Genomic DNA, 26,408 nt, shown 5'->3' on the forward strand with positions numbered 1-26,408 from the left:
CGCCGAGCTGCTCGGATACATGGGTTGGCCGGGTGCACCCGGCCAACCCATGTATCCGAGCAGCTCGGCGCCCTGGCAACCCGGGCATCCGCCTAGCCCGCCTGGCCCGCCGTCGAACGTCGCCGCGCCACCGCATCCCGGGCCACCCGGCCAGATGCGGCGACACATCACCAAGCCGCCCGAGGTGGCGAACCTGGCGACGAAAGTGTTTCAGGCCCTGCTGCCGCGGGCCGGGGCGCCCGAAAGGCCCGTCGACTCCGTCACGATCGGCCGCGCCACCGACAACGACATCGTCATCCAGGACGTCCTGGCGTCACGCCACCACGCATTCTTGACCCAGACGCCGCTGGGTCCCGAAATCCGCGACGCCCACAGCGTGAACGGGACATTCGTCAACGGGGTCCGGGTCGGGTCCGCGATCTTGAGCGACGGCGACGTGGTCACCATCGGCAACGTCGACCTGGTCTTCACCCGCGGCACCCTGATACGCCGCACCGAAGCCGCGACGCGCACCGGCGGCCTCGAGGTCAAGGGTGTTTGCTTCAGCGTGGACGGAAAGCAACTGCTCGACCACATCTCACTGACCGCCCGGCCCGGCACGCTGACCGCCATCATCGGCGGATCCGGCGCCGGTAAGACAACGCTGTCCAGGTTGGTCGCCGGGTATACCAGCCCCACGTCCGGCACGGTGACCTTCGAGGGCCACAACATCCATGCCGAGTACGCGTCCATGCGCAGCAGGATCGGCATGGTGCCTCAGGACGACGTCGTACACCGGCAGTTAACCGTCAACCAGGCGCTCGGCTATGCCGCCGAGTTGCGGCTGCCGCCAGACACCAGCAAAGCCGACCGGGCCCAGGTGGTTGCCCAGGTTCTCGAGGAACTCGAGCTGACAAAGCACGCCGACACCCGCGTCGACAAGCTGTCCGGTGGACAGCGCAAGCGCGCATCGGTGGCGCTCGAACTGCTCACCGGGCCGTCACTGCTGATCCTCGACGAGCCGACCACGGGGTTGGATCCAGCGCTGGACCGTCAGGTGATGATGATGCTGCGTCAACTGGCTGACGCCGGCCGCGTGGTGTTGGTCGTCACACACTCGGTGTCCTACCTCGATGTGTGCGATCAGCTGTTGCTGATCGCACCCGGCGGCAAGACGGCGTTCCTGGGCCCACCCGGCCAGATCGGTGCCGCGATGGGCACCACGAACTGGGCCGACATCTTCGCCAACGTGGGAGCCGATCCCGACGAGGCCAACCGGCGCTTCCTCGCCGAAAACAAGCCGCCGTCACTTGCTCCGGCTGAAACCAGCCCAGCTGACCTGGGCGAACCGGTACATACGAGTGTTTTCCGCCAGTTCTCCACAATCGCCCGCCGCCAGATTCGGCTGGTGGTGTCCGACCGCGGGTACACGGTCTTCCTGGCGGTCTTGCCGTTCTTGATCGGTGTCCTCGCCATGACCGTTCGCGGCAAGACCGGGTTCGGCGTTGCCGAGGCGGTAAGCAGCAACCCCGACCAACCGGGACAGATCCTGGTGATGCTCAACGTCGGCGGCGTTTTCATGGGCTGCGCGCTCACGATTCGTGACCTGGTCGGCGAGCGTGCCATTTTCCGGCGCGAACAGGCGGTCGGCCTATCGACGGGGGCCTATCTGGGCGCCAAGATCGTTGTGTTCAGCGGGTTTGCGATCATCCAGGCCGCGATCGCGACGATCATCACGATCATTGGCTGGGGCTATCCTCCCACCGACGCTGTGATGCTAGGCAGTGTCGGCTTCGAACTGTTCGTGACGATCGCCGCGACCTGTGTGGCCTCGGCAATTCTCGGCTTGGCCCTGTCGGCGCTGGCCCAGTCGCAAGACCAGATCATGCCCATGCTGGTGTTGGCGATCATGTCGCAACTGGTGTTCTCCGGCGGAATGATCTGGGTGACCGACCGGTTCTTGCTCGACCAGCTGTCGTGGGCAACGCCCGCGCGGTGGGGCTACGCGGCATCGTGTTCGACCGTCGACATCGAGAAGCTGGTACCTGGCCCGGTCAAGCCGAAGGACCAGCATTGGGTGCACAAGCCAAGCGCATGGCTTTTCGACATGGCAATGCTCGGGGTGTTGTGCATCGCCTATAGCACGATCGTGTGGTGGAAGATCCGACTCAGGCGGCGCTAGTGCACACGCGACTAATGTGGGGTGATGATCCCAGCTCGGCGGCCCCTGCTGACGGTTCGATCTGAGCGGTCACAGGGCAGCTTCGCGGCGGGCTCGGACGTGATAGTCGGGAGCGACCTGCGGGCCGACCTGCGTGTCGCGCACCCATTGATCGACCGCGCGCACCTGCTGCTGCGTTTCGAGCAGGGCGGCTGGATCGCAATCGACAACAATTCTTCGAACGGGATCTTCGTCGACGGCCGCCGGGTGCCCCAGGTTGACATCCATGACGGCCTGGCCATCAACCTCGGGCGACCCGACGGACCGCATGTCACCTTCGAGGTGGCACATCACCAAGGCATCGTCGGTCTGCTGCCGCACTGACCGGGGTGGCGCCGCCCAGCGCTACGCGTCCAGACGAAGCCCGTGCGCCAGCGCAAAGGCCAGGGCTTGCGGCACGTCGACGCGCGCGCCCACCAGCGACGCGGTTCTCCACAACGATGGGTCCACGGTCGCGCCCCGCAGGTCGGCTTGGTCCAGCCGGGTACCAGTGGTCCGCGCACCGCGCAGGTCGGCGCCGCGCAGCACGCACGTGCGCAGGTCGGTCTCTACCAGGCTGGTCTCACGCAGCCGGCAGCCGCTCAGGTCGACACCGCGCAGGTCGTTGCCGCCGAGCACGGCCAGCGTGAAATCCACCTCGTCGAAGGTCACCGGCCGAAGCCGGCAGTGCTCGAACACCGAGCCCAGCATGCTGCATTGGGCAAAGGTGCTGTGCCACAGCGTTGTTCGCTTGAAGGTACAGTTTCTAAACGCCGATCCGCGGTGCTGCGATTCGGCCAGGTTGACACCGCTGAAATCGCATTCGCTGAACACCACTCGTTCGGTGCAGAGCCGACTCAGATCCTCGTCGCGAAAATCCCGACCGGTGAACTCGCGATCAGTCCATTCGTCCAACGCGGTCAGTTGGGGCTCAGGCTAGCCAGCGCGTATTCACTCACCGCGATCAGTGCATCGGTGGCGGACCTGCGATTGCGGGCATCAATGCTGAGCACCGGAATGTCGGCGGGCAGCGTCAGCGCCTTGCGCACTTCGTCAACGGGATACCTTGGCGCGCCGTCGAATTCGTTAACCGCGATCAGGAACGGCAGGTTGCGGTGTTCGAAGAAGTCGACTGCTGCGAAGCTGTCCTGCAGGCGCCTACAGTCGACCAGGATGATCGCCCCGATTGCACCACGTACCAGGTCATCCCACATGAACCAGAACCGGCGCTGACCCGGGGTACCAAACAGATAGAGCACCAGATCGTCGGCCAGGGTGATGCGGCCGAAGTCCATCGCGACCGTCGTGGTCCGCTTGTCCGGGGTGGCCTCGAGCATGTCGACGCCGACCGAGGCGTCGGTGACCATCGCCTCCGTGCGTAGCGGCATGATTTCCGAGACTGCGCCGACGAACGTGGTCTTGCCGACACCGAACCCGCCCGCGATGACGATCTTCGTGGAGGCATGGGACGCGGTGTCGTGCGCCTCAGAATGCGGCTCGGAGTGCGGCTCAGAGTGCTTGGAGGCCACGCAGGGTCCTTCCTATGAGTTCGCGGCGCTCGTCGCGGCTGGAACGGTCGGTCAAGGTCCTGTGCACCCGAAGGTAGCCGGAGCTGACCAGATCGCCGACCAGGACGCGCGCAACGCCCACCGGCAAATCCAACTGGGCCGCGATTTCGGCGACCGAGGGGCTGTCGACGCACCGCTGGATGATGCTGTCCCGCACATCGTTTGGCGGCCACTGGTGAGCCGACCCCGACTGCAGTGTCTGGACCGGAGCTTCCAGCGGCAGGTCGATGTTGGTGTCGGTCCGTCCCGCCGTCAGCGTGTACGGGCGGACCAAGGTCGCCGGCTGGTCGCTAGCGCCGGGAAGACTGGACAACGCCGCCCACCCGTTCGACAAGAAGGGCCATCTCGTAACCGATCTGGCCGATATCGCATCCGCTTACCGCCAGCGTCGCCAGATTCGAGCCGTCGCCGACGCGCATCAGTAGCAGAAAGCCGTTCTGCATCTCGACCACCGACTGCAGCACCGGCCCACCCTCGAACAGCTGCGCGGCGCCGGAGGCGAGGCTGGCCAATCCGGAAGCCACCGCGGCCAACTGATCGGCGCGTTCGCGTGGAAGATACTCGCTGGCCGCGACCGGCAGCCCGTCGACCGACACCAACAAGGCGTGCGCCACACCCGGCACCTCACGAGCGAACTTCGATACCAGCCAGTCCAGTGGGCTGTCCGACGACCGTGCGTTCATTGCCGATCGGGTTCCCCACGTGCGGACTGGGGGGCGCCGGGCACTAGCCGGGCTCCGGGTGTGCGCACCGGCAGGCCATGGTCCGTGCGGGCTTCCACGGGCTTGTCCTCGGCCTCGGCGGCCGCCGTCCACCCGCGGTCCCACACCGATTTCCAATCCAGATCGGCGATTTGGGCCAGCTCGTGCGGATCGCCCATCATCTCCGAAAGCATGCGCTGGTAGATCACGTCGTCATCGGCGGGCCCCGATGGTTTTGGCGCGGGCCCGGCAGACGGCGCGGGCTGAGCAGGCGATGCAGGCTTGGCATGCGGCGCGGGCTGAGCCGGGGCCGACGGGCGCCGCGCAAAAAACGCCGAGGTGTCCGTCGCCGCTTTGGCTGGCTTGGGCTCTTGCTGAAACCCGTTCTCCCACCACGGCGTTTTCAGCTCGCGCTTGGGTCGCTTCCGCGGCTCGACCGGCTGGGCGGGAACGTCGGTGATGCCGCTGGATCCCGGATTGCGGCGCGGCAACAACGTGACGGGAGGTCCAGAGCCCTGCGACCCGTTCTGGTCTGATGTGTCAACTGGAGCGGCCGGTGCGCCCGCCGGCTGCGCGGGCTTGGTCTTCGGGGGCGAGATGATGAAAACCCCGCCTCGAGGCTTGGGGGCCTGGACCGCCTGGCCTTCATGGCCTTCATGGCTTTTGACGAGCACTGGCAGCGGCAGGTATACCTCGGCGGTGGTGCCGGTCCCCGATTCGCCGGCGGCCGGACCGCGCAATCCCACCCGGAGGCCGTGGCGGGCGGCCAGCCGGCCAACCACGAAAAGACCCATGTGCCGGGCATTCTCGGGACTGACCTCACCGCCGGACTGCAACCGCATGTTGGCGATACGTCGGTCGGCGTCGGTCATGCCCAACCCGGCGTCGGCGATCCGCAACAAAACACCACCTTCGCTGCCACGGACAGCCGAAACCCGAACCGATGTGTCGGGAGGCGAGTAGCTCAGCGCGTTGTCGATCAATTCGGCAAGGAGATGGATGACCCCGCCGGCGGCGGCACCGATCACCGTGCTGTCGGCCACCCCACCGATCTCGACACGGCGATAGTCCTCGACCTCGGACACGGCCGCGCTGATCACCGTCGACAGCGGCACCGGCTCGCGATGGTCGCGCGAAATCTGCGCACCCGCAAGCACCAGCAGGTTGGCACTATTGCGGCGCAGCCGGGCGGCCAGGTGATCCAGCCGGAACAGACTGTCGAGGCGCTGGGGATCCTCCTCGTTGCGTTCCAGCTGATCGATCAGCTTTAGCTGTTGGTCCACCAGGGAACGGCTGCGCCGCGACATGGTTTCGAACATGTCGTTGATCAGGAGCCGCAACCGCGCCTCGTCACCGGCGAGCAGCAGGGCCTGGGTGTGCAGTTCGTCGACCGCGTGGGCGACCTGGCCGATTTCCTCGGTGGTGTACACCGCGAGCGGCTCGGGGACCGGCTCGGCGCCGGCCCGGACCTGGGCGATCTCACCGTCGAGATCGGTGTGGGCGACTTTGAGTGCGCCGTCGCGCAGTACCCGCAGCGGCCCGACCAGCGCGCGCGCCACCAACAGCACGATGACCAGCGCGACCGCGATGGCGGCCAAAACCAACACGGCGTCGCGGATGGCGGCGTCGCGCCGCGCGGTGGCCTGGTTCTGCACCGCCTTCGTCACCGACGTGGTGGCGTCGTTGATGATCTGTTCGGCGATGCCTTGAGTGATCCCGATCGAGCGCAGTAGCTCGGGGTTGTCGACCAGCGAGCTGGCCGGGTCCGACATGACCGCCATCCGCGCAACCATTTGCTGCTGCAGATTCTTGGCTTCCGGCGAGCCGACACCGAGCACCGCGCTCATGCCGAACAGCGTCGACGGTTCGGTGCCGGCCAGGGTGATCATCGAGGTACGCAACTGCGGCTCGGGCAGATCGGCGCCGCGCGTTACCAGGATCTCCTGCAACGTCATCTGCCCGCGGGCACCCACGGCCCGGCTCAGGCCCTGGACCTGGGCCCGGATCTGCTCGCTGTCGACGCGCACCGACGCGTTGATCGCGTCCTCGGCCGTCAACAACAGCGGCGCGTAGGTGGTCACCCGATCGCGCAGCCCGATGCTGTTGGCCAGCACCTTGTCCAGTAGCGCCTGCCCGCCATTGAGTAGCGTGTTGACTCCCGACCGCACATCGGGGATCACGTCGGTGTTGGCCAGCCGTGTCTGTAGCTCATACTTGCGGGCCGCGAAGTTCTTTTTTGCCCCCTCTACATCGTGTCCGGTGGAGCTCGCCAGCAACGCGACGTCCAGTGCCGACATGTATTTCGTGATCGCCGGTATCACGTCGGCACGGGCCGCGATCAGCCGCAGCTCACCCGAGCTGGCCCACGCGCCCTCGACACGCAGCGCTCCGAAAGCCGTCGCAAGGATGAGCGGCACGAGCGCAATCGCGAAGACCTTCCACCGCACCGGCCAGTTGCGCAGCGACCAGGCCGGCGGCCGTTTCTGACGTTTGGGCGGCGCCGGCTCGTGGGCGGGGACAGCCGATATGCCGGGGGGACCCGCCGCGACCGGGCTGGTCGGGCGGGCGAACATGGTCATGGCACTGCGGCCGTACTACCGGCCGCACCCATTTGCAGCGCTCGAACAAACGAGAGGCTCATGAAACTTCCTGCAATATTCCGCCAAACCCAAGGGCGCACGAACGGTAAACGCCTGGCAATCCGACGAGTATGACAGGCCCCCCTGAGGTTAAGCCAAGGTCTCCACAATTGTTACCGAGCAGAGAGAACCCGCCAGGGCCGTACGGACACCGACAAGCAAGTCAGCCGAACTTTGTCATGATCGGCACATGTTCCGGCTGCTGTTCTACTCCCCGCGCATCGCCCCCAACACGGGCAACGCCATCCGGACCGCGGCCGCGACCGGCTGCGAACTGCATCTGGTGGAGCCGCTGGGTTTCGATTTGTCCGAACCCAAGCTGCGGCGGGCCGGCCTGGACTATCACGACCTGGCCTCGGTCACCGTTCATGCGTCGCTCGATGATGCATGGAACGCGCTGCTGCCCGCACGGGTGTTCGCGTTCAGCACAGGTGCGACCACGATATTTACCGACGTCGGCTACCGGGCCGGCGATGTGTTGATGTTCGGGCCGGAGCCCACCGGGCTGGACGCCGCGACCCTGGCCGACGACCACATCACGGGGCAGGTGCGCATTCCCATGCTGGCGGGCCGGCGCTCACTTAATCTGTCCAACGCCGCCGCCGTCGCCGTCTACGAGGCCTGGCGACAGCAGGGGTATTCCGGGGCGGTCTAAGACTTTGGCGACTTTGGCGCATGGATGGGGCTTGCCAACAGCCATTCCGCCGTCTCTGGTCCGCTGGGGTTCAGTTGCAGCTCGACATGCTTGAGTTCGTCGGCGAGTTCGGCTGCGGTGAAGCGATCCGCGCCGGCGCCGAGGCCCTTCCATGTCAGGGCTCGCCGATGGTCGACGAAAGACCGCACTTGGTTCTTTCTAAACGATGTCGTCAACCCCAAAGACGGGATAGGCGTACGCGGTCTCCACCTCTTGGAACAGGATCTCGTGGTTCACGGGAATCTCCTCCTCATCAGCACACGGGGCACGGCTGCCCAACATGTCCGCAACAACGTTGCCCGACGCGACGTGCAATCGCTGTCCACCGGTTGGGGGTTCCTCGAAGAAATCTCGTGTCGTACGAATAGGGGACAAACGGGTCCCAATACCCTGCCAGCGGGTGTGCGCAGCCGAAGTTCGTCGACGTCAGCCCTTCATCGCCGACCTACGAAACGATGTCGTCAACCCCAAAGGCAGGCCAGGTATCTGGCGATGGTCGCGGCGGACGGGCCGGGCTACTGAGCGGTGGGCACGGCGCAGCTGGCCACGGCGCCACCCACGGCACCCCTGGCACCCGACAACCAGGCGGCACCGGTAATCAAACGGGGGAACCTGGCATCCCCGGACATGACGGCTCCGGCGGTGACACCTTCAACGGCAACAACGGCAAGCCCAGCTGAGCCGTCAGCGTCGCCTCGCCGCAGGCGCGCGGCGAACGGGTTGCTGTCTATGAATCTGCCGCAAACCTCAGATCTGTTGGCCCACATTGCGATAGCGTCCAAGTGTTGGATCTCGCGGGGCATGCGATGGCAGCTGGGGGTGGGTTGCGATGTCGTTCGTGGTGGCAGTTCCAGAGGCGCTGGCGGCGGCCGCGTCGGACGTGGCGAACATCGGTTCTGCGCTAAGTGCCGCGAATGCGGCGGCAGCCGCCGGCACGACGGGGCTGCTGGCCGCCGGTGCCGATGAGGTCTCTGCCGCCGTGGCGTCGCTGTTTTCCGGTCACGCTGTGAGCTATCAGCAGGTGGCCGCACAGGCGACGGCATTTCACGATCAGTTTGTCCAGGCGTTGACCGGCGCTGGCGGCTCGTATGCCCTCACCGAGGTCGCCAACGTTCAGCAGAACCTGCTCAACGCGGTCAACGCGCCCACCCAGGCGCTGCTCGGCCGCCCACTGATCGGCGACGGTGCGGCCGGCACCGCAACCAACCCCAACGGACAAGATGGCGGTCTGCTGTTCGGCAACGGGGGCGCCGGCTACAACGGCAGCGCCACCCCCGCAATGGCCGGCGGCAACGGCGGCAACGCCGGATTGATCGGCAACGGCGGAGCTGGTGGGGCCGGCGGAGCCGGCGCGGCCGGTGGCGCCGGCGGTAACGGCGGCTGGTTGTATGGCAGCGGCGGAAGCGGCGGCATCGGCGGGAATGCGATCATCGCGGGCGGTGCCGGCGGCAACGGGGGCGCTGGCGGCGCCGCCGGGTTGTGGGGCAGCGGGGGCAGTGGCGGCCAGGGCGGCAACGGCCTGACCGGCAACGACGGCGCCAACCCCACTCCCGTCACAAACCCAGCGCTCAATGGCGCCAACGGCGACAGCAATATACTTTCCCAGAACGGAACCAGTGTCACAGGAGAGAACGGCGGCGACGGCACGGCAGGGGGGATCGGTGTCAATGGCGGCGCTGGCGGCCCTGGCGGCGACGCCAATCTCAACGCGAACAACACGTCGATTGCCCAGGCAGGTAACGGCGGACACGGCGCCACCGGCGGTGATGGCGGTGCCAACGGCGGCGCGGGCGGCACCGGCGGGCGGGCCGCATCCTCCGGCGCCTCCTTCGGCGGTGACGGCGGTACCGGCGGTGCTGGCGGTACCGGCACGAACGGCCAGGCCGGCGGTGCTGGCGGCGCCGGAGGTGCCGGCGGTCGCGGCGGGTGGCTGGTCGGCAGCGGCGGCAACGGCGGCAACGGCGGCAACGGCGCCGCCGGCGGAAACGGCGACATGGGCGGTAACGGGGGTGCCGGTGGCTTCACCACCGCCAACCAGAATGGTAACAACGCCGCAGGCACCCAGGCATTCGGAGGCGATGGCGGCAACGGCGGCAACGGCGGTAGCGGCGGTACCGGCGGGCACGGAGGCGCGGGCGGCTCCGGCGGTGCGGGCGGCGCCGGCGGCTGGCTGATCGGTACAGGCGGCAACGGCGGCAACGGGGGGGTCGGGGGCGGGGGGGGTGGGGGGGGGGGGGGGGGGGGCGCCCACCCCGGCCTCCACGGCAACCACGGCGGGCAAGGCCTTGGCCGGCGCGGGCCCGGGAGGAACATCCGCGGGCCCCGGGGGCCAGGGGGGCCCCCCCGGCCCCGCGGCGCCCGGGGGGCCGCGCGTGCCCCGGGGGGCCCCCGGTGGGTGGTGTGGGCGGCGGAGGTGGCGTGGGCGGCGACGGCGCCGTCGGCGGCAACGCATTTAGCCCGATTCTCGGGGCCCACGGCGGTAATGGCGGCGCCGGTGGCGACGCCGGTCATGGCGGAGCCGGCGGCGACGGGGGTGACGGCGGGCAGGCCGGCACCGGCGGACGCGGCGGGTTGCTGGCCGGTCTGCAGGGCAACTCCGGCAATGGCGGCGGGGGCGGCGCCGGCGGCGCCGGCGGCGCCCATGGCACCCCCGGCAGCGGACAAGCGGGCGGCATCGGCACCGGCGACTTTACCAGTACAAACGGCGATCTCGGTGCCGACGGCCTCGGCGGCGACGCCTTCAATGGCACCCGCGGCAGTGACGGCACGCCGGGCTAATTACCAGCTGTCCCAGTGCGTCAGGCTCTCGGCGGGCAACCGCTTAGCCGGCCGGAAGTCGGTGCCTTTGGTATAGGCAATCGGAAACAGCCCGCCCTGGCTGTATTCGTCGTAGGGAATGCCGAGCACCTCGGCCACCTTGCGCTCGCCGTTGTCGAGCAGATGCAGGGTCGTCCAGCACGAGCCCAAGCCGCGGGAGCGCAGCGCCAAGCAGAAGCTCCAGACCGCGGGGAACAGCGAGGCCCAAAATGACACACCACCCAACGGTGAGTTGTTTTCGCGGCCTTGCAGGCACGGGACCATCAGGACCGGCGCCTCCTGCATGTGCTCGGCGAGATAGGTCGCCGAGTCACGAACACGGCCCATGCGTTCGCCGCGTGTGTCGCCTTCGGTGTAGCTGGGCGCGGGCGAGCTTAGGTAGCCACGGGCGTTGGCGAGATAGACGTCGGCGATCGCCTTCTTCTTGTCGGCATCCTCGACGAAAACCCATTGCCAGCCTTGCGCGTTGGAGCCGGTGGGCGCCTGCAGCGCTAAGTCAAGGCAGTCCATCAGCACCTCGCGCGGCACCGGCTTATCGAAATCCAGGCGTTTACGGACCGAGCGGGTGGTGCGCAGGACTTCGTCGACGGACAAATTGAGGGTCATGTGGCGAGGCTACATTCGGCCATATGAGCGTCGAACTGACACAAGAGGTTTCCAGCAGGCTCACGTCGGACCACTACGGGTGGCTGACCACCGTGACGAAATCGGGACAACCCGTACCGCGGCTGGTGTGGTTCTACTTCGATGGGTCCGACCTGACGGTGTACACCATGCCGCAAGCGGCCAAGGTCGCCCACGTCAAAGCGCATCCCGAGGTCAGCCTGAACCTGGACTCGGATGGCAATGGCGGCGGGATCGTCGTCGTGGGCGGGACCGCCGCGGTGGTGGCCACCGATGTCGACTGCCGCGAAGACGGGCCGTACTGGGCCAAGTACCGCGAGGACGCCGCGAAATTCGGTCTGACCGAGGCGATAGCCAGCTACAGCACCCGGCTGAAGATCACTCCGACCCGGGTGTGGACTGGGCCAACGGGCTAGGCGCTGTCGCCGAACCTGCGCTCACCGCGAAAAATTGACCGGAATTTCGCGCTGAGTTCAGGCTCGGCGCGGGCTAGTCGTGGTCGGTCGATAGCGAGACGGTCCGCCACGCAGCGATGTCGGCTTTCAGCTCCTTGATCTTTTGCTCGACCGCTTGGACACAGTCGGTGCCCAGCAGCAGGTGCACCGGCGGCTCGGGCGCGGAAGCTATGTCGACGATGGCCGAGGCCGCCTTGACCGGGTCGCCGGGCTGGGCGTGGTTGACATCAAGGGCGTGGGCACGCATCGCCCCGGCGGTGGATTCGTAGTCCGCGATCACGGTCTGTTCGGTTCCGAGGCTGGATGCGTCGAGGAAATCGGTACGGAAGTAGCCCGGTTCGACGATGGTGACGTGGATGCCTAGCGGCTTGACCTCCTTGGCGAGCGCTTCGCTGAATCCTTCGAGGGCGAACTTGGTGGAGTTGTAGATGCCCCAGCCGGGTGAGCCGAGCAGTCCGCCGACCGAGCTGATGTTGATGATGTGGCCGGAACGTTGACGGCGCATGACCGGAAGCACGGCGCGCTGGACGGTCAGGGCGCCGAATACGTTGACCTCGTAGACAGCGCGCACGGCGGCGTCAGAAGCCTCCTCAACCGCACCAAGCAGCCCGCGCCCGGCGTTGTTGACCAGCACGTCGATGCCGCCGAAGTTGTCGATGGCGGCTTTTACCGCCTGGGTCACTTGGTCGGCGTTGGTGACGTCGAGGTCGACGGGGAGTAGTGCGTCCCCGGCGTCGGGAAGCTGGGTGCGGATCTGGTCGGCGTGCCGCGCGGTCGCGACCACCCGATCGCCCTGGCTCAGGATCGCGCGTGCGATCTCGAGCCCGAACCCACGCGAGGCGCCGGTGAGAAACCAAACCTTGGACACCTCGCCATGCTAGGTGAGCGTGCGTGTTTGTACGCGGCACGCCGACAGTTGCTGGCATTGTGCGCACCTTCGCGCGGGGTGTTCAGCGGAAATCGCGCGACTTGGACCCCACCGTCAGGCTGATGCGACCCATCCGCTCAGCCACGACGGTGACCGCGCCGCTGGCGTTTTGGACCTGACCGCGGATCAACAGCGCCGCCGCTGTGTTCGCCAGCTTGCGGTGCCGCGCCCACACCCCCGGCGTGCACAGCACGTTGACCATCCCGGTTTCGTCCTCGAGGTTGATGAACGTCACCCCTTGCGCCGTCCCGGGTCTCTGCCGATGGGTCACCGCCCCAGCGATCAGCACCCGGTCACCGTCGGGCACGCCTAGCAGCGCATCGGCGGGCAGCACCCCCCTCGCGTCCAGGTCTGCCCGCAGGAACTGCGTCGGATAACTGTCCGGGGAAATGCCGGTGGCCCACACGTCGGCAGCGGCCAACTCCAGTTCGCTCATGCCCGGCAACACCGGGATGTGCGACGACGAGGCCACCCCAGGTAACCGGTCCGGCCGTTGGGTGGCCGCAGCCCCGGCAGCCCACAGCGCCTCCCGCCGCGACATGCCAAAGCAGCCCAGCGCTCCGGCCGTCGCCAACGCTTCGGTCTGCGGCACGCTCAACTGCACCCGGGACGTCAGGTCCAGCAGAGAGGTGAGCGGGCCGTTGGCTTTTCGTTCGTCGGCCAGCTTCTCGGCGAGATCCTGGCCGATATGGCGGACGGCGGCCAGACCGAGACGGACTTCCGTCCCAACGTTCTCGAGGGTGGCGTGCGCCAGGCTGGCGTTGACGTCGGCTCCGCGCACCACCACGCCGTGCCGGCGCGCGTCGGCCACCAGCGACTGCGGTGAATAGAAACCCATCGGCTGGGCGCGCAGCAGCGCCGCACAGAACGCCGCCGGGTGGTGCAGCTTGAACCACGACGAGTAGAACACCAGCGAGGCGAAGGACAGCGCATGGCTCTCGGGGAAACCGAAATTGGCGAATGCCTCCAGCTTTTCGTAGATCCGGTCGATCAGCTCGTCATCGGCGCCGTGCAGCCTGCGCATGCCGTCGTAGAACCGGCCGCGCAGCCGTCGCATGCGTTCGGCGGAGCGCTTGGACCCCATGGCGCGCCTCAGTTGGTCGGCCTCGGCGGCGGAGAAGCCGGCGCAGTCGACCGCCAGCTGCATCAGCTGCTCCTGAAACAGTGGCACTCCCAGGGTCTTTCGCAATGCCGATGCCATGGACGGGTGTTCGTAGACGACCGGGTCGATGCCGTTGCGGCGCCGGATGTACGGGTGCACCGACCCGCCCTGGATGGGCCCGGGACGAACCAGCGCACCCTCCACCACCAGGTCGTAGAACTCCCGCGGCTTAAGCCGCGGCAGCGTGGCCATCTGCGCCCGCGACTCCACCTGGAACACGCCGACGGAATCGGCGCGGGCCAGCATCTCGTACACCGCCGGTTCGGAGAGGTCGAGGCGGGCCAGATCCACCTCGATGCCCTTGTGCTCGGCCACCAGGTCTATCGCATAATGCAGCGCCGAGAGCATGCCCAGCCCCAGCAGGTCGAACTTCACCAAACCGATTGCCGCACAGTCGTCTTTGTCCCATTGCAGGACGCTGCGATTCTCCATGCGGGCCCACTCCACCGGGCACACGTCGGCGATCGGACGGTCACAGATCACCATGCCGCCGGAATGAATACCCATATGCCGCGGCAGATTCCGGATCTGGGTCGCCAGGTCGATCACCTGCTCGGGTATGTCCTCGATATCGGGAGACTGGCCATTCGAATCTGAGCCAAGCCCCTTCCAGTGACTGATCTGCTTGCTCCACGCATCCTGCTGACCCTGCGAGAAGCCAAGGGCGCGGGCCATGTCGCGCACGGCGCTGCGCCCCCGGTAGGTGATGACATTGGCGACCTGGGCGGCGTAGTCCCGGCCATATTTATCGTAGACGTACTGGATGACCTTTTCCCGCTCATCCGACTCGATGTCGATGTCGATGTCGGGTGGCCCGTCGCGGGCCGGCGAGAGGAAGCGCTCGAACAGCAGCTCGTTGGCTATCGGATCGACAGCGGTGACGCCGAGGGCAAAACAGACCGCGGAGTTGGCCGCCGATCCCCTGCCCTGACACAAGATGTTGTTCTCCCGGCAGAACCGCGTGATGTCGTGCACCACCAGGAAATAGCCCGGGAACCTCAGTTGCGCAATGACTTTCAGCTCATGATCGATTTGAGCGTACGCTTTCGATGCCCGCTCCGGCGGCCCGTAGCGATCCCGGGCGCCCGCCAGGACCAACGACCGCAGCCAGCTGTCCTCGGTGTGCCCATCGGGCACGTCGAACGGCGGCAGCTGCGGCGCGATGAGCGCCAGCCCGAATGCGCACTGCTCGCCAAGGTCGGCGGCGGCGGTCACCACCTCGGGGCGCTGCGCGAACAGCCGGGCCATCTCCTCCCCGGAGCGCAGGTGCGAGCCGCCCAGCGGAGCCAGCCACCCTGCGGCAGAGTCCAGGGACTGTCGGGCCCGGATGGCACCCATCGCCATGGCCCGCCGACGGCGCGACGGATGGGCGAAATGCGCTCCGGTAGTGGCGACGACCCCGACACCGAAGCACGGCGCCAGCTCGGCCAGCACCGCGTTGTGTTCGTCGTCGAGCGGTTGACCATGATGGGTCAACTCGATGCTGACCCGGCTGGCGCCGAACCGGTCCACAAGATCGGCCAGCGCCCGCCGCGCCGCGTCCGGGCCACCCTCGGAAAACGCCCGCCGCACATGACCTTTCCGGCAGCCCGTCAGAATGTGCCAGTGCCCGCCGGCCGCCTCGGTCAGCGCGTCGTAGTCGTACCGCAGCTTGCCCTTCTCGCCGCCGGCAAGATGCGCCGCGGCCAGCTGCCGCGACAACCGTCGGTAGCCTTCCGGACCGCGGGCCAGCACCAGCAGGTGGGGGCCAGGTGGATCCGGCTGCTCGGTCCGAGCCTCGGATTCCAGCGACAGCTCAGCGCCGAATATGGTACGCACGCCGAGCTCCGCGGCCGCTTCGGCGAACCGCACCGCGCCGTACAGGCCGTTGTGATCGGTCAGCGCCAGGGCGCGCAGATCCAGCCGGGCGGCCTCTTCGATCAGCTCCTCCGGTGTGCTGGCCCCATCGAGAAAGCTGTACGCCGAATGCGCATGCAACTCGGCATATGGGATGGACGAGCCGACCTTCCGGTCCTGCCCGGGAGGCTGATACGTCCCGCGCTTGCGCGACAACGGGCCCTCGTCTAGCGCCGGCTCGGCGGCAACCGGTGCACCGGCATGGCGCGGCTTGCCGTCGAGAAGCCGCTCCATCTCCGCCCAGCTCGGCGGCCCGTTACCCCAGCCCACACCCCCAGTCTATCGAAAGTTTGTTCGATTGCCGAGGGATTGCCGAGGGGTTGTGGATGCGCAGCACGTCCAGGCGACTCTAAAGGCGCCGTTAAACACATCTTCAACCACTAAACACATTGTTTACTTTGCAGGTGTACCGTTTCCCCGGGTTGGGACGGATACTGGTACGCATTCAAAAATTGACGGTGGGGACTTGTCATGGCAAAACTGACGACATTGGATGCTGGCCTCCTCGGCGCTAATGATCCGGATCGGCACGCGAGCATGGCGATCAGCGCGGTCGCCATCGTCAACGGCACAGCCCCCCACTTTGATGATTTCAAAAGCCTTCTGGCAGAACGGATTAAGTCCGTACCACGGTATGCACAGGTACCTCGGTTCGATCTAGCCCAACACATACAACGGGTGGCACTCCCCCGACCAGGCGACGAAGGGGAACTGTTCCGGGCTATCGCTCATGCACTGGAACGTCCCATCGACATGGACCGCCCGCTGTGGGAGTGCTGGATCATCGAGGGTCTCAACGACAATCGGTGGGCGATCTTGATGAAGATCCACCACAGCATGGCCAACAGCATTTCGGCGGCCCAGCTGCTCACCCTGCTCTGCGACGATGTCGATACCGAAGCGTTCGCCAATCACCCTGCTGTTCAACATGTTCCGCGATCAAGCGTAGATACGCCGAGCTGGACCGACGCCCTGTTACGAACCCCCGCAACCATCTTCAAGGCGGCAGCGCAGGCCGTTACCTGGCCATTGGCATGGATAGCGCCGACGAGTCCGGCCACAACCAGGCGGCGCTACCGCACTGTGCGAATTCCTCGCGCCGCCGTCGACGCGGTGAGTCGCAAGTTCGGCGTGACCGCCAATGACGTTGCTCTGGCTGCCATTACCGAGGGCTTCCGGACCGTTCTGCTGCGGCGCGGCGAACAACCACGTGCGGACTCACTGCGCACCATCTCGGCAATGCTTCCCTATCTTCCCGTCGAACATGACGACCCCGTCACACAATTGCGGACTGTGCACAACCGGCTTAATCGCAATGACCAGCGCCAATTCGGCGATCTATCGGCGTACATGCCATTTACATTGTGCGCCAAGGTGTTTCAGACACTGACTCGACTACCGCAGCGTGGCGGCGTGGCGCTGGCGACCAACACAGCCGGCCCTCGCCAACGGTTACGGCTCATGGGCCAAAGGATGGACCAGTTGCTGCCGATCCCGCCGACGGCCCTGCAGCTGAGCACCGGGGTCGCGGTACTGAGCTACGGCGACGAGCTGGTGTTCGGCCTCACCGCCGACTACAACGCCGCGCTCGACCTGGAGCAGCTTGCCGCCGGGATCGAGCTGGGCATGGCGCGTCTAGTGGCACATAGCCAAGACTCCGTCCTGCTGTTCAGTAGGGACGGCCGCAGGCGTTCATCCCGCCCCGCGGCCAGCGGCGCACAACGGCGGACGTTTGCGCCGCCCGCGGGCGCGCGACGCTGACCCCGCATTCCCCGCGTTGACCACCGTGAGAAGGTGGGTCGTGCGCAAACTGGGGCCGGTCACCATCGACCCGCGCCGCCACGACGCGGTGCTGTTCGACGCCGCGTTGGACGTCCCCCCGGATAGCAGGGCGTCGCTGGCCGTGCGCCTACGCGAAGTCGGCGTCGGCACCGGCGTCTTCGCGTCAGCCGGTGGCGCATTGGTTGAGGCGGCCGATCGGCTGTCCGCCCGGCCGGGCCGATCCGTGGTCATCGCCACCGACGCGGCCAGTGTGGCTGCCGCGCGCGACGCAGGGTTCGCGTTGGTAATCGGTGTAGACCCAACCGGACACCGCGATGCGCTCCGCGGCGACGGCGCCGACACGATAGTCGCCGACCTCGGTGAGGTCAGCGTCCGAACCGGGGACCGGCGAATGTCTGAGCTTCCCGATGCATTGCAGGCCCTCGGCCGGGCCGACGGCCTCACCGCCCGGCAGCCCGCGGTGTTCTTCGACTTCGACGGCACGCTGTCGGACATCGTCAACGATCCCGACTCGGCCAGGCCCGCGCCCGGTGCGGCCGAAGCGCTCCAGAAGTTAGCCACGCGTTGCCCGGTCGCGGTTCTGTCTGGCCGGGATCTCGCCGATGTGTCCCGGCGGGTGGGCCTGCCCGGCATTTGGTACGCCGGCAGCCATGGATTCGAGCTGACGGCACCCGATGGCACGCACCATCAAAACGACGCCGCGGCGGCCGCCATACCGGTGCTGGAACGGGCGGCCGGGGAGCTACGCGAACAGCTCGGGTCAATTCCCGGTGTTGTGGTGGAGCACAAGCGCTTTGGTGTCGCCGTCCACTATCGCAACGCGGCGCGCGACAGGATCGGAGAGGCGGTTGCGGCGGTCCGTGCGGCGGGGCAACGCCATGGGCTGCGGGTGACGACGGGCCGTGAAGTCATCGAGCTGCGTCCGGATATCGACTGGGACAAGGGCAAAACGCTTCGCTGGGTAATCGATAACCTGCACAGTGCCCCCGGGGAAGGCCCTGCTCCGCTGGTGCCGATCTATCTGGGCGACGACATCACCGACGAGGACGCGTTTGACGCCGTCCGCAATTATGACGTTCAAGGTGTTCCAATTGTGGTGCGGCACACCGATGATGGCGACCGCGCCACCGCCGCCCTGTTCGCGCTTGACAGTCCCGCACGGGCCGTCGAGTTCACCGACCGGCTGGCTCGTCAGCTCGGCAGCGGTCGCGAAGGGGATCTCGGCCGCTAGTCGAGCAGCCACCGTCCGCCAGGGCGCACGGTCGCAGTTTGGTCAAAATGCCGCATCCCGCAACCTCGTCGTGATATCCATGATCCAAGTTGACATTCGTCAAGACATGCGTCAAACAATGCCTAGGAGGCACCGATGTCGTACGTACTGGCAGATCTGGAGATGTTGGCCGCCGCCGCAGGTGATATGGCCGGTATCGGCTCGTCACTCGGCGCAGCCAACGCGGCGGCGGCCGCCTCGACCACCACGGTGTTGGCTGCCGCCAGTGATGAGGTGTCGGCGGCCATCTCGGCGCTGTTCTCCAGCCACGGCCAGGCATATCAGGCCCTCAGCGCCCGAGCCAGTGCGTTTCACGCCCAATTCGTTCATGCCTTGAGCAGCGCTGGCGGCGCGTACGCCAGCGCCGAGGCCGCGAACGTCCAGCAGACCGTGCTCGATGCGATCAATGCGCCCACCCAGACGCTGCTGGACCGCCCGCTGATCGGCAACGGCGCCGACGGGACGGCCGCCAGCCCGAACGGCGGCGACGGTGGCCTGTTGTACGGCAACGGCGGCAACGGCTATTCCCAAACGACCATCGGGGCGGCCGGGGGCACGGGCGGGTCTGCTGGGTTGATCGGTAACGGTGGGGTCGTATGTGTATACGGGACGGGGGCCGGGTTCACCGCCACCAGCAGCACCGAGGCCGCCACCGCCGGCGGCGACGGCGGCAAGGGCGGAGCCGCCGGCGGCGCCGGACTGGTCGGCACCGGCGGCACCGGCGGCAGCGCCGGCACCGCAGGCAGCGGCGGCACCGGCGGCGACGGCGGCCAAGGCGGCAACGGCGCCCAGGGCGCCGACGGCACCGGCGACGGCGGCAACGCCGGTCAGGGCGGCGACGGTGCCGCGGGCGGCAACGGCGGCGCCGGAGGAGCCGGCATCGGCGGCGTCGGCGGAGGCCAAGGCGGCCAAGGTGGCCAAGGCGGCCAAGGCGGCGCCGGCGGCACCGGCGCCGACGCTGTGACCAATGCCACCGGCGGCAACGGCGGCAACGGCGGCAACGGCGGCAGCGGCGGCCAGGGCGGCGCCGGCTCCGACGGCGGTAACGGCGGGCAAGGTGGAATCGGCGGCACCGCAGGCATCGGCGGTGAGGGCGGCAAGGCGCCCAGCAACTCCAGCGTCAACAACACGTCCGGTGGCCAGGGTGGCAACGGAGGTCAAGGCGGGGCCGGCGGTGCCGGCGGTAACTCCGACAGCGGCAACGGTGGGCAAGGTGGGACCGGCGGCACCGCAGGCAACGGCGGCAAGGGCGGCGCTACGCCCAGCGTCGGTGACGGCAACCAGTCCGGGGGCAACGGCGGCAACGGAGGCCAAGGCGGGGCCGGCGGCGCCGGCGGCAACTCCAACAGCGGCAACGGCGGGCTAGGTGGAACCGGAGGCACCGCAGGCAACGGTGGTGGTGGCGGCGTTGGGCCCGACGACGGCCAGGGCATCATGTCTGGGGGTCAGGGCGGCGACGGAGGTCGAGGCGGGGCCGGCGGCGCCGGCGGCAACTCCGTCACGGGCACCAACGGCGACGGCGGTTCCGGCGCCGATGGCGGTACCGGCGGCAACGGCGCCGACGCCGTGTCGGTTAATGAGACTCCCTTCAATCCCACAATGATCGGCGGTGGCGGTGGCGGTGGCGGTGCCGGCGGCACGGGTGGTAACGCCGGCATTGGTGCCGGCCACGCCGGCACCGGCGGCAAAGGCGGCAGCGGGGGGACTGGCGGCAACGGGGGCGACGCGTACATCGAAGGCGACTCCTCCGTCTTCAGCGGAACCGGCGGCCAGGGGGGCGGCGGCGGCGCCGGGGACGCGGCCTCTGGAGCTACCGGCGGAGCGGCCGGCGCCGGCGGTGGGGGCGGCGGCGGCGCCTATACATTCATCGGGACGTATGTCGGTGGTGGTGGCGGCGGCGGAGGCGGCGCCGCTTCCGCCGCCAGCACTGGCGGCACCGGCGGTGCTGGCGGTACCGGAGCGGATACCACCCCGTACCCCGGCGGCACCCCCGGGACGGCCAGCAACGGCACCGGCGCTGGGGGTGGGGGCGGAGGCCTTTCCAACGGCTTCCAGCAGAGTTTCCCCGGCAACAACGGCACCGGCAGCACAGGCGGCACGGGCGGGGACGGGGGCAACCCCCTCAACAGCCTCGGCAACGACGGGGGCAACGGCGGCGCCATCGGCATAGGCGGCGCCCCGGGCCTGGCCACGGACTTGGCCGGCACTAATGCCAACGGCAGACCCGGCCAGAGCGCCTGACACCCGCTAGCGGGAACGGCCGCGACGGCTTCTAGACGCTAGGCCTGCGGGAATTGCGCCGTCAGAACCGGGACCGCTGCCCGATACGCCGCCCGTTCGGCCCGGTCAGGACGGGGCGATCACGGCCATGCCGAGCGCCTGCGCGGCGTCGCGTATGCGATCGTCGTAGGTGCACAGTCGGCCAAGATTTGCGCCGAGCCGCTGGGCCGTCGCCAAGTGAATCGCATCGAGGGTGCGTAGCCCGATGGGCGCCAGTCCACCAGCCAGATTGAGCAGCCGGTTGTCGATGCGAAGCAGATCTAGGCTGGCCAGCGCCCGGCGTCCCGCTGTCCGCGCTGATTCACCCTTATGGAGCAGAGCGCGCATGACCTCCGTCCGCGCAAGAGCACTCGACACCCGCGGACGGCGAGCATGAAGGTAACGACGCAGCGCGTCTGACTCCGGCTCACGGACGGCAAGCTTGACGATCGCAGACGAGTCCAGGTAGATGGCCGCCATCAACGTTCGTGCTCACGCAGGCGCGCAAGCGTCACCGACGGCAGCTCGACGCCCGCTTCGAGTGCGACCGGTTCGGGCAGGTCGTCCCAGGCGAGCGTCGCACGCTCGATCTCACCGCTGGCCAGCATCTGCTCGTACGGACCGCCCTGCGGCATCGGCGACAGAAGGGCGACCGGCCGACCGCGGTCGGTGATCTCGATCGTCTCGCCGGCCTCGACGCGACGGAGGAGTTCGCTGGCCCGCTGCCGCAGCTCACGCACCCCCACCGTAGCCATGTGCTAACTGTAGCACATGGCTGTTTAACGAACCGGCCCCAGCAGGACCGCTAGCGTATTCCACCGCGCCGTCATCGAGAATCCACCAGTGCCCTGCCCGACTTTGATCTGCTCAACAGCCTTCTGCCCCGCGAGCAGGATCTACGTCACCACATACTCCACCGCGCCGTCGTCGAGAACCACCCGGGCGTCTGCGCCGTCGGAACCAGCGACCTCGGTGCGATACACCGCCCGACCCGGCTCCGTCCGCCAGATCAACGTGCTCAACGTCTCCCCAGGAAACACCGGTGAGACAAACCGCGCCGCAATCGAAGTGATGTTGGCGGCCACACCACCGCCCAGCTCGGCCACCAACGCCCGACCCGACACACCATAGGTGCACAGTCCGTGCAGGATCGGCTTGGGAAACCCGGCCAGCTCCCGGGCAAACCACGGATCACTATGCAGCGGGTTACGGTCCCCCGAGAGCCGGTAGATCAACGTCTGATCCTCACGGGTGGGCAGATCGATACGGGCGTCGGGCTCGCGGTCGGGAAATTCCGGCACGGCCGTCCGCTCACCGCGCGCTCCCCCGAACCCGCCCTCGCCCCGGAGAACCAGCGTGGTGAGCGTCTCGGCGACCAGCGTGTCGGTTTCCGGGTCGGTGCCGCGGCCGCGCAATACGACGATGGCGTTCTTGCCCTCGCCCTTGTCTTGGAGGTCGACAACCTCAGAGACAACCGACAGCTTCCCGGCCGCCGGCAGCGGCGCATGCAGCCGAATGGCCTGCGAGCCGTGCAGGAGCATGGCCCAGTTGAACGTTCCGATTTTGCCCGCAGCGCCGAACGCCGGGCAGCAGATCACCGCGTAGGTCGGTAGCACCTGTTGAGCGATGCCGTGGCTGTTCTCGGTGGTGAAGGACAGATCCTCGGTGCCGGCTCCCACGCCGAGCGCATAAAGCAGCGTGTCCCGATCAGTCCACTCGAACAGCATCGGCTCGGTTACCGCGCCAATGGCATTCGGGTCAATCGCCATGCGAGTCTCCTCTCGATCCCAGATTCCAGCCTTTTCTGCACCTAACCTTCGCAAACCCTTCCCTCCGACGCTGTCGGCAGGGCAGGCTATCGCCATGGCGAAGCGCAGCATGATCTGGAAGGCCCACAAAGTCCTCGCCGTGCTCGCCACGGCAGTGTTCGTCGGCGCCTGCGGCGGGGGCGCCCCCCAAGCACGAACCATCCCCTTGACCTTCGTTCGCAATGCACAGTCCCAGGCCAATGCCGACGGGATCATCGACACCCCCGTACCCGGTCCCGGCCTCCGCGCCGACGGCAAAGGCCAGGCCCAACAGCTCGCCCACCAAGTCTCGCGCAACCAGTTCGACAGCATCTACGCCTCTTCCATGGCGGCCGACCAGCAGACCGCCGCGCCGCTGGCCAGCGAAATCGGCCGACAAGTCGAGATCATTCCCGGCCTGCAATCCCTCAATGCAGGCTGGTACAACGGCAAACCAGACTCGATGGCCAACTCGACCTACATGCTGGCGCCGGTGCAATGGATTCGCGGCGACGTGGACAACGGCATCCCGGGCTCGGTCAGCGGCAACGAGTTCAACTCACAATTCACCGCAGCGGTCCGGAAGATCTACGACAGCGGCCACAACAAACCGGTCGTGTTCTCCCAGGGCGCGGCGATCATGGTGTGGACGCTGATGAACGTCAAAAACCCCAAGGAAAGCCTGCTGACCAGCCATCCGCTACCGAACATCGGCCGCGTGGTGATCAGCGGCAACCCGCTAACCGGCTGGACGCTGGTGGAATGGGACGGCATTCGCAGCTTTACCTGATGCCGGCTGGCCAGCCCGGTTGACGCGCGCTGCCGCAACCCGCCACCATGGCTGAATGCGGTATGTCGTTACCGGCGGTACCGGGTTTATTGGGCGCCGCGTCCTATCCCGCCTGCTAGAGAACCGACCCGATGCACGTGTGTGGGTGCTGGTTCGCCGCGAGTCGCTGGGCCGCTTCGAGCGCCTCGCCAGCCAATGGGATGAACGAGTAACGCCGCTAGTCGCTGACCTGACCGAGCTGGAATCGACCGAGGAGGCGATCGCCGAACTGGGCGAGGTCGACCATCTGGTGCACTGCGCGGCGGTCACCGTCGACGGCACCTACGCCGCGGTCGCACTGGCACAACGGCTGAACGCCACCTTGCACCACGTGTCGTCGATCGCGGTTGCCGGCGACTTCGCCGGCGAGTACACCGAGGCCGACTTCGACGTCGGCCAGAAACTGCCGACCCCGTATCACCAGACGACGTTCGAAGCCGAATCCCTGGTCCGCTCCACCCCGGGCCTGCGGTACCGCATCTACCGCCCCGGGGTGGTGGTCGGTGATTCGCGCACCGGTGAGATGGACAACATCGACGGGCCGTATTACTTCTTCGGCGTGTTGGCGAAGCTGGCGGTATTGCCATCGTTCACTCCGCTGCTGCTGCCCGACGTCGGACGCACCAACATCGTCCCGGTGGACTACGTGGCCGATGCGCTGGTGGCGCTCATGCACGCCGAGGTCCCCGATGGGCAGACGTTCCACCTGACCGCGCCGAAAACCATTGGGCTGCGCGGCATTTACCCCGCGATCGCCAACGCGGCCGGGCTGCCCCCGGTACGAGGCTCGCTGCCCCGCTCGGTGGCCACACCGGTGTTGAAGGCGAGTGGCCGCGCCAAGGTGCTACGCAACATGGCCGCCGCCCAGCTGGGAATTCCCGCTGAGATTTTCGACGCCGTCGAATGCGCGACCACCTTTGTCTCTGACGAAACACGACAAGCGTTGCGCAGCAGCGGGATTGAAGTATCTGAGTTCAAGGAATATGCACCCGAGCTGTGGCGGTACTGGGCCGAGCACCTCGACCCCGATCGCGCCCGTCGCACCGATCCCTTGAACGGCCGGCACGTCATCATCACCGGCGCATCCAGCGGTATCGGCCGGGCTGCGGCGATCGCGGTCGCCGAGCGCGGCGCAACGGTGTTCGCACTGGCCCGCAGCGCCGACGCACTCGACAAGCTGGTCGCCGAGATCCGCGCCAACGGCGGCCAGGCCCACGCCTTTACCTGTGACGTCACCGATTCCACGTCGGTGGAGCACACCATCAAAGACATCTTGGGCCGCTTCGATCACGTCGACTATTTGGTGAACAATGCCGGCCGCTCGATCCGGCGCTCTGTGGTCAATTCCACCGACCGCCTTCATGACTACGAACGGGTGATGGCCGTCAATTACTTCGGCGCGGTACGGATGGTGTTGGCACTGTTGCCGCACTGGCGCGAGCGCCGGTTCGGCCACGTCGTCAACGTTTCCAGCGCCGGCGTGCAAGCCCGAAATCCCAAGTACAGCTCGTATCTACCTAGCAAGGCTGCGTTGGACGCGTTCGCCGACGTGGTCGCCTCCGAGACGCTGTCCGACCACATCACATTCACCAACATCCACATGCCGCTGGTCAGGACGCCGATGATCGTGCCGTCACACCGGCTCAACCCGGTGCCGGCTATCAGCGCCGAGCACGCCGCGGCCATGGTGGTGCGCGGCCTCGTCGAGAAACCCGCGCGTATCGACACCCCGCTGGGCACGCTCGCCGAGGTCGGCAACAACTTCGCGCCCAAGTTGTCGCGACGCATTCTGCATCAGCTCTATCTGGGCTACCCTGATTCGGCTGCGGCGCAGGGTATTTCGCCTCCGGAGGTGAATCGCGATCCGCGCCGGCGCCGGCGGCCTGCTCGTGTGGGAGTCCCGCGACCGGTCAGACGCTTAGGGAGGCTGGTGCCGGGCCTGCATTGGTAGTCACTTTTCGCACGTAAACTGGTTGACGTCGATGTACCCGATGCGGAACATCTCGGCGCAGCCGGTCAGGTATTTCATGTAGCGCTCGTACATTTCCTCGGATTGCAGCGCGATGGCCTGATCCTTGTGGGCTTCCAGTGCCGCGGACCAGATGTCGAGGGTTTTCGCGTAGTGGGGCTGCAACGACTGCACGCGGGTCACGGTGAAGCCGTTTGCGCTGGCGCGCTCGGCGACCATAGGTATCGACGGCAGCCGCCCACCCGGAAAGATCTCGGTCACAATGAATTTAAGGAATCTGGCGAAGGTAAACGACATGGGCAAGCCGCGTTCGTGGATCTCTTTCGGGTGCAGCCCGGTGATGGTGTGCAGCAGCATGATCCCGTCTTCGGGCAGCAACCGGTGCGCCAGGGTGAAGAATGCGTCGTAGCGCTCATGCCCGAAATGCTCGAAGGCGCCGATGCTGACGATCCGGTCGACGGGCTCGTCGAACTGCTCCCAGCCTTGCAGCAGAACCCGCTTGGAGCGTGGGCTGTCCGATTTGGCAATCAGTTGCTCGACGTGACGGGCCTGGTTCTTGCTCAATGTCAGGCCGATGACGTTGACGTCGTGTTTTTCCGCCGCGCGCATCATGGTGGCGCCCCAGCCGCAGCCGACGTCGAGCAGTGTCATGCCCGGTTGTAGGCCGAGTTTGCCCAGCGCGAGGTCGATCTTGGCGATCTGCGCCTCCTCCAGCGTCATGTCCTCACGCTCGAAGTAGGCGCAGCTATAGGTCTGGGTGGGATCGAGAAACAATCGGAAGAAGTCGTCGGAGAGGTCGTAGTGCGCCTGTACGTCCTCGAAATGCGGTGTTAAGTCGTCGGGCATTGG

24 protein-coding genes and 2 pseudogenes are annotated in these 26,408 nt (G+C 67.2%); 12 read left to right on the plus strand and 14 right to left on the minus strand.

Annotated features, from left to right (window positions below; genetic code table 11):
• A partial coding sequence (locus MSIMFI_RS00660; RefSeq protein WP_224770022.1) for an ATP-binding cassette domain-containing protein occupies positions 1-2,161 on the plus strand: 2,161 nt, incomplete at its 5' end.
• Positions 2,162-2,185: 24 nt separating this feature from the next.
• The gene (locus MSIMFI_RS00665; protein WP_191495758.1) at positions 2,186-2,524 is read left to right on the plus strand and encodes an FHA domain-containing protein; all 339 of its coding nucleotides are present in this window, start codon (positions 2,186-2,188) and stop codon (positions 2,522-2,524) included.
• A 21-nt stretch (positions 2,525-2,545) separates the two neighbouring features.
• Here the strand turns inward: MSIMFI_RS00665 and MSIMFI_RS00670 are convergent, their stop codons facing one another.
• The 5 genes and pseudogenes from MSIMFI_RS00670 to MSIMFI_RS00690 all read right to left on the minus strand — a co-directional run.
• Complete coding sequence (locus MSIMFI_RS00670) at positions 2,546-3,094, minus strand: pentapeptide repeat-containing protein (RefSeq protein WP_191495759.1); 549 nt, start codon at positions 3,092-3,094, stop codon at positions 2,546-2,548.
• A 5-nt stretch (positions 3,095-3,099) separates the two neighbouring features.
• On the minus strand, positions 3,100-3,708 hold the full coding sequence (locus tag MSIMFI_RS00675) for a GTP-binding protein (RefSeq protein WP_186241851.1): 609 nt from the start codon (positions 3,706-3,708) through the stop codon (positions 3,100-3,102).
• Positions 3,689-4,060, minus strand: coding sequence for a DUF742 domain-containing protein (locus MSIMFI_RS00680; RefSeq protein WP_224770023.1), 372 nt, complete (start codon positions 4,058-4,060; stop codon positions 3,689-3,691). Before MSIMFI_RS00680 ends, MSIMFI_RS00675 begins: the two co-directional genes overlap by 20 nt.
• On the minus strand, positions 4,038-4,430 hold the full coding sequence (locus MSIMFI_RS00685) for a serine protease inhibitor (RefSeq protein ID WP_186241849.1): 393 nt from the start codon (positions 4,428-4,430) through the stop codon (positions 4,038-4,040). The genes MSIMFI_RS00680 and MSIMFI_RS00685 overlap by 23 nt, the downstream gene beginning before the upstream one ends.
• A pseudogene (locus MSIMFI_RS00690) lies at positions 4,430-7,027 on the minus strand (ATP-binding protein); the annotation flags it as partial. The pseudogene MSIMFI_RS00690 and the gene MSIMFI_RS00685, both read right to left, overlap by 1 nt.
• A gap of 250 nt (positions 7,028-7,277) precedes the next feature.
• Between MSIMFI_RS00690 and MSIMFI_RS00695 the strand changes: the two are divergent.
• Entirely contained in the window at positions 7,278-7,742 is a 465-nt protein-coding gene (locus tag MSIMFI_RS00695; protein WP_191495762.1) for a tRNA (cytidine(34)-2'-O)-methyltransferase, read from the plus strand.
• On the opposite strand, the gene MSIMFI_RS00700 is transcribed toward MSIMFI_RS00695, so the two are convergent.
• Positions 7,739-7,930: a hypothetical protein gene (locus MSIMFI_RS00700; protein WP_191495763.1), complete on the minus strand. Its 192-nt coding sequence runs from the start codon at positions 7,928-7,930 to the stop codon at positions 7,739-7,741. The genes MSIMFI_RS00695 and MSIMFI_RS00700 overlap by 4 nt on opposite strands.
• 10 nt (positions 7,931-7,940) lie before the next feature.
• The gene (locus MSIMFI_RS00705) at positions 7,941-8,096 is read right to left on the minus strand and encodes a hypothetical protein (RefSeq protein ID WP_224770024.1); all 156 of its coding nucleotides are present in this window, start codon (positions 8,094-8,096) and stop codon (positions 7,941-7,943) included.
• Positions 8,097-8,236: 140 nt separating this feature from the next.
• On the opposite strand from MSIMFI_RS00705, the gene MSIMFI_RS00710 reads away from it, so the two are divergent.
• The 3 genes and pseudogenes from MSIMFI_RS00710 to MSIMFI_RS29940 all read left to right on the plus strand — a co-directional run bounded on the left by MSIMFI_RS00710 (position 8,237) and on the right by MSIMFI_RS29940 (position 10,635).
• Positions 8,237-8,461, plus strand: a complete 225-nt coding sequence (locus MSIMFI_RS00710) for a hypothetical protein (protein ID WP_191495764.1) — start codon at positions 8,237-8,239, stop codon at positions 8,459-8,461.
• Positions 8,462-8,610: 149 nt separating this feature from the next.
• A pseudogene (locus tag MSIMFI_RS29935) lies at positions 8,611-8,832 on the plus strand (PE family protein); the annotation flags it as partial.
• Positions 8,833-8,847: 15 nt separating this feature from the next.
• Entirely contained in the window at positions 8,848-10,635 is a 1,788-nt protein-coding gene (locus MSIMFI_RS29940; RefSeq protein WP_449870699.1) for a PGRS repeat-containing protein, read from the plus strand.
• Here the strand turns inward: MSIMFI_RS29940 and MSIMFI_RS00725 are convergent.
• Positions 10,560-11,204 carry a nitroreductase family protein gene (locus MSIMFI_RS00725; protein WP_191495766.1) on the minus strand — a complete coding sequence of 215 codons (645 nt, stop codon included), beginning with the start codon at positions 11,202-11,204 and terminating at the stop codon, positions 10,560-10,562. The two genes, MSIMFI_RS29940 and MSIMFI_RS00725, sit on opposite strands and share 76 nt — an antisense overlap.
• A gap of 23 nt (positions 11,205-11,227) precedes the next feature.
• Here MSIMFI_RS00725 and MSIMFI_RS00730 point away from each other — a divergent pair, with 23 nt between their 5' ends.
• Positions 11,228-11,638 (plus strand): TIGR03667 family PPOX class F420-dependent oxidoreductase, encoded by a 411-nt coding sequence (locus MSIMFI_RS00730; RefSeq protein WP_191495767.1) that lies wholly within the window; start codon positions 11,228-11,230, stop codon positions 11,636-11,638.
• A gap of 73 nt (positions 11,639-11,711) precedes the next feature.
• Here MSIMFI_RS00730 and MSIMFI_RS00735 read toward each other — a convergent pair whose 3' ends face one another.
• Positions 11,712-12,545, minus strand: coding sequence for an oxidoreductase (locus MSIMFI_RS00735; protein WP_191495768.1), 834 nt, complete (start codon positions 12,543-12,545; stop codon positions 11,712-11,714).
• 82 nt (positions 12,546-12,627) lie between these two features.
• The gene (locus MSIMFI_RS00740) at positions 12,628-15,933 is read right to left on the minus strand and encodes an error-prone DNA polymerase (protein ID WP_191495769.1); all 3,306 of its coding nucleotides are present in this window, start codon (positions 15,931-15,933) and stop codon (positions 12,628-12,630) included.
• Positions 15,934-16,134: 201 nt separating this feature from the next.
• Here MSIMFI_RS00740 and MSIMFI_RS00745 point away from each other — a divergent pair, with 201 nt between their 5' ends.
• The 3 genes from MSIMFI_RS00745 to MSIMFI_RS29175 all read left to right on the plus strand — a co-directional run bounded on the left by MSIMFI_RS00745 (position 16,135) and on the right by MSIMFI_RS29175 (position 20,956).
• On the plus strand, positions 16,135-17,424 hold the full coding sequence (locus MSIMFI_RS00745; protein WP_191495770.1) for a wax ester/triacylglycerol synthase domain-containing protein: 1,290 nt from the start codon (positions 16,135-16,137) through the stop codon (positions 17,422-17,424).
• Positions 17,425-17,464: 40 nt separating this feature from the next.
• Positions 17,465-18,676 (plus strand): trehalose-phosphatase, encoded by a 1,212-nt coding sequence (gene otsB / locus MSIMFI_RS00750; protein ID WP_191495771.1) that lies wholly within the window; start codon positions 17,465-17,467, stop codon positions 18,674-18,676.
• A 135-nt stretch (positions 18,677-18,811) separates the two neighbouring features.
• A complete protein-coding gene (locus MSIMFI_RS29175; RefSeq protein ID WP_191495772.1) occupies positions 18,812-20,956 on the plus strand; it encodes a PE family protein in 2,145 nt (714 codons plus the stop codon).
• A 105-nt stretch (positions 20,957-21,061) separates the two neighbouring features.
• Here MSIMFI_RS29175 and MSIMFI_RS00760 read toward each other — a convergent pair whose 3' ends face one another.
• From MSIMFI_RS00760 to MSIMFI_RS00770, 3 genes are all read right to left on the minus strand, one after another.
• Positions 21,062-21,454: a type II toxin-antitoxin system VapC family toxin gene (locus tag MSIMFI_RS00760; RefSeq protein WP_186241835.1), complete on the minus strand. Its 393-nt coding sequence runs from the start codon at positions 21,452-21,454 to the stop codon at positions 21,062-21,064.
• Positions 21,454-21,729: a type II toxin-antitoxin system Phd/YefM family antitoxin gene (locus MSIMFI_RS00765; protein WP_191495773.1), complete on the minus strand. Its 276-nt coding sequence runs from the start codon at positions 21,727-21,729 to the stop codon at positions 21,454-21,456. Before MSIMFI_RS00765 ends, MSIMFI_RS00760 begins: the two co-directional genes overlap by 1 nt.
• A 141-nt stretch (positions 21,730-21,870) precedes the next feature.
• Positions 21,871-22,743: a MaoC family dehydratase gene (locus MSIMFI_RS00770; RefSeq protein ID WP_191495774.1), complete on the minus strand. Its 873-nt coding sequence runs from the start codon at positions 22,741-22,743 to the stop codon at positions 21,871-21,873.
• 94 nt (positions 22,744-22,837) lie between these two features.
• Between MSIMFI_RS00770 and MSIMFI_RS00775 the strand changes: the two genes are divergently transcribed.
• Both MSIMFI_RS00775 and MSIMFI_RS00780 read left to right on the plus strand, forming a co-directional pair.
• Positions 22,838-23,551 carry a histidine phosphatase family protein gene (locus MSIMFI_RS00775; protein ID WP_191495775.1) on the plus strand — a complete coding sequence of 238 codons (714 nt, stop codon included), beginning with the start codon at positions 22,838-22,840 and terminating at the stop codon, positions 23,549-23,551.
• A 55-nt stretch (positions 23,552-23,606) separates the two neighbouring features.
• Positions 23,607-25,541, plus strand: coding sequence for an SDR family oxidoreductase (locus MSIMFI_RS00780; RefSeq protein WP_191495776.1), 1,935 nt, complete (start codon positions 23,607-23,609; stop codon positions 25,539-25,541).
• Here MSIMFI_RS00780 and cmaA1 read toward each other — a convergent pair whose 3' ends face one another.
• The gene (gene cmaA1, locus MSIMFI_RS00785) at positions 25,542-26,405 is read right to left on the minus strand and encodes a cyclopropane mycolic acid synthase CmaA1 (RefSeq protein ID WP_191495777.1); all 864 of its coding nucleotides are present in this window, start codon (positions 26,403-26,405) and stop codon (positions 25,542-25,544) included.
• Positions 26,406-26,408: the final 3 nt, after the last annotated feature.

Origin of the sequence: Mycobacterium simulans (assembly GCF_900232995.1) — a bacterium.
Taxonomy (GTDB): domain Bacteria; phylum Actinomycetota; class Actinomycetes; order Mycobacteriales; family Mycobacteriaceae; genus Mycobacterium; species Mycobacterium simulans.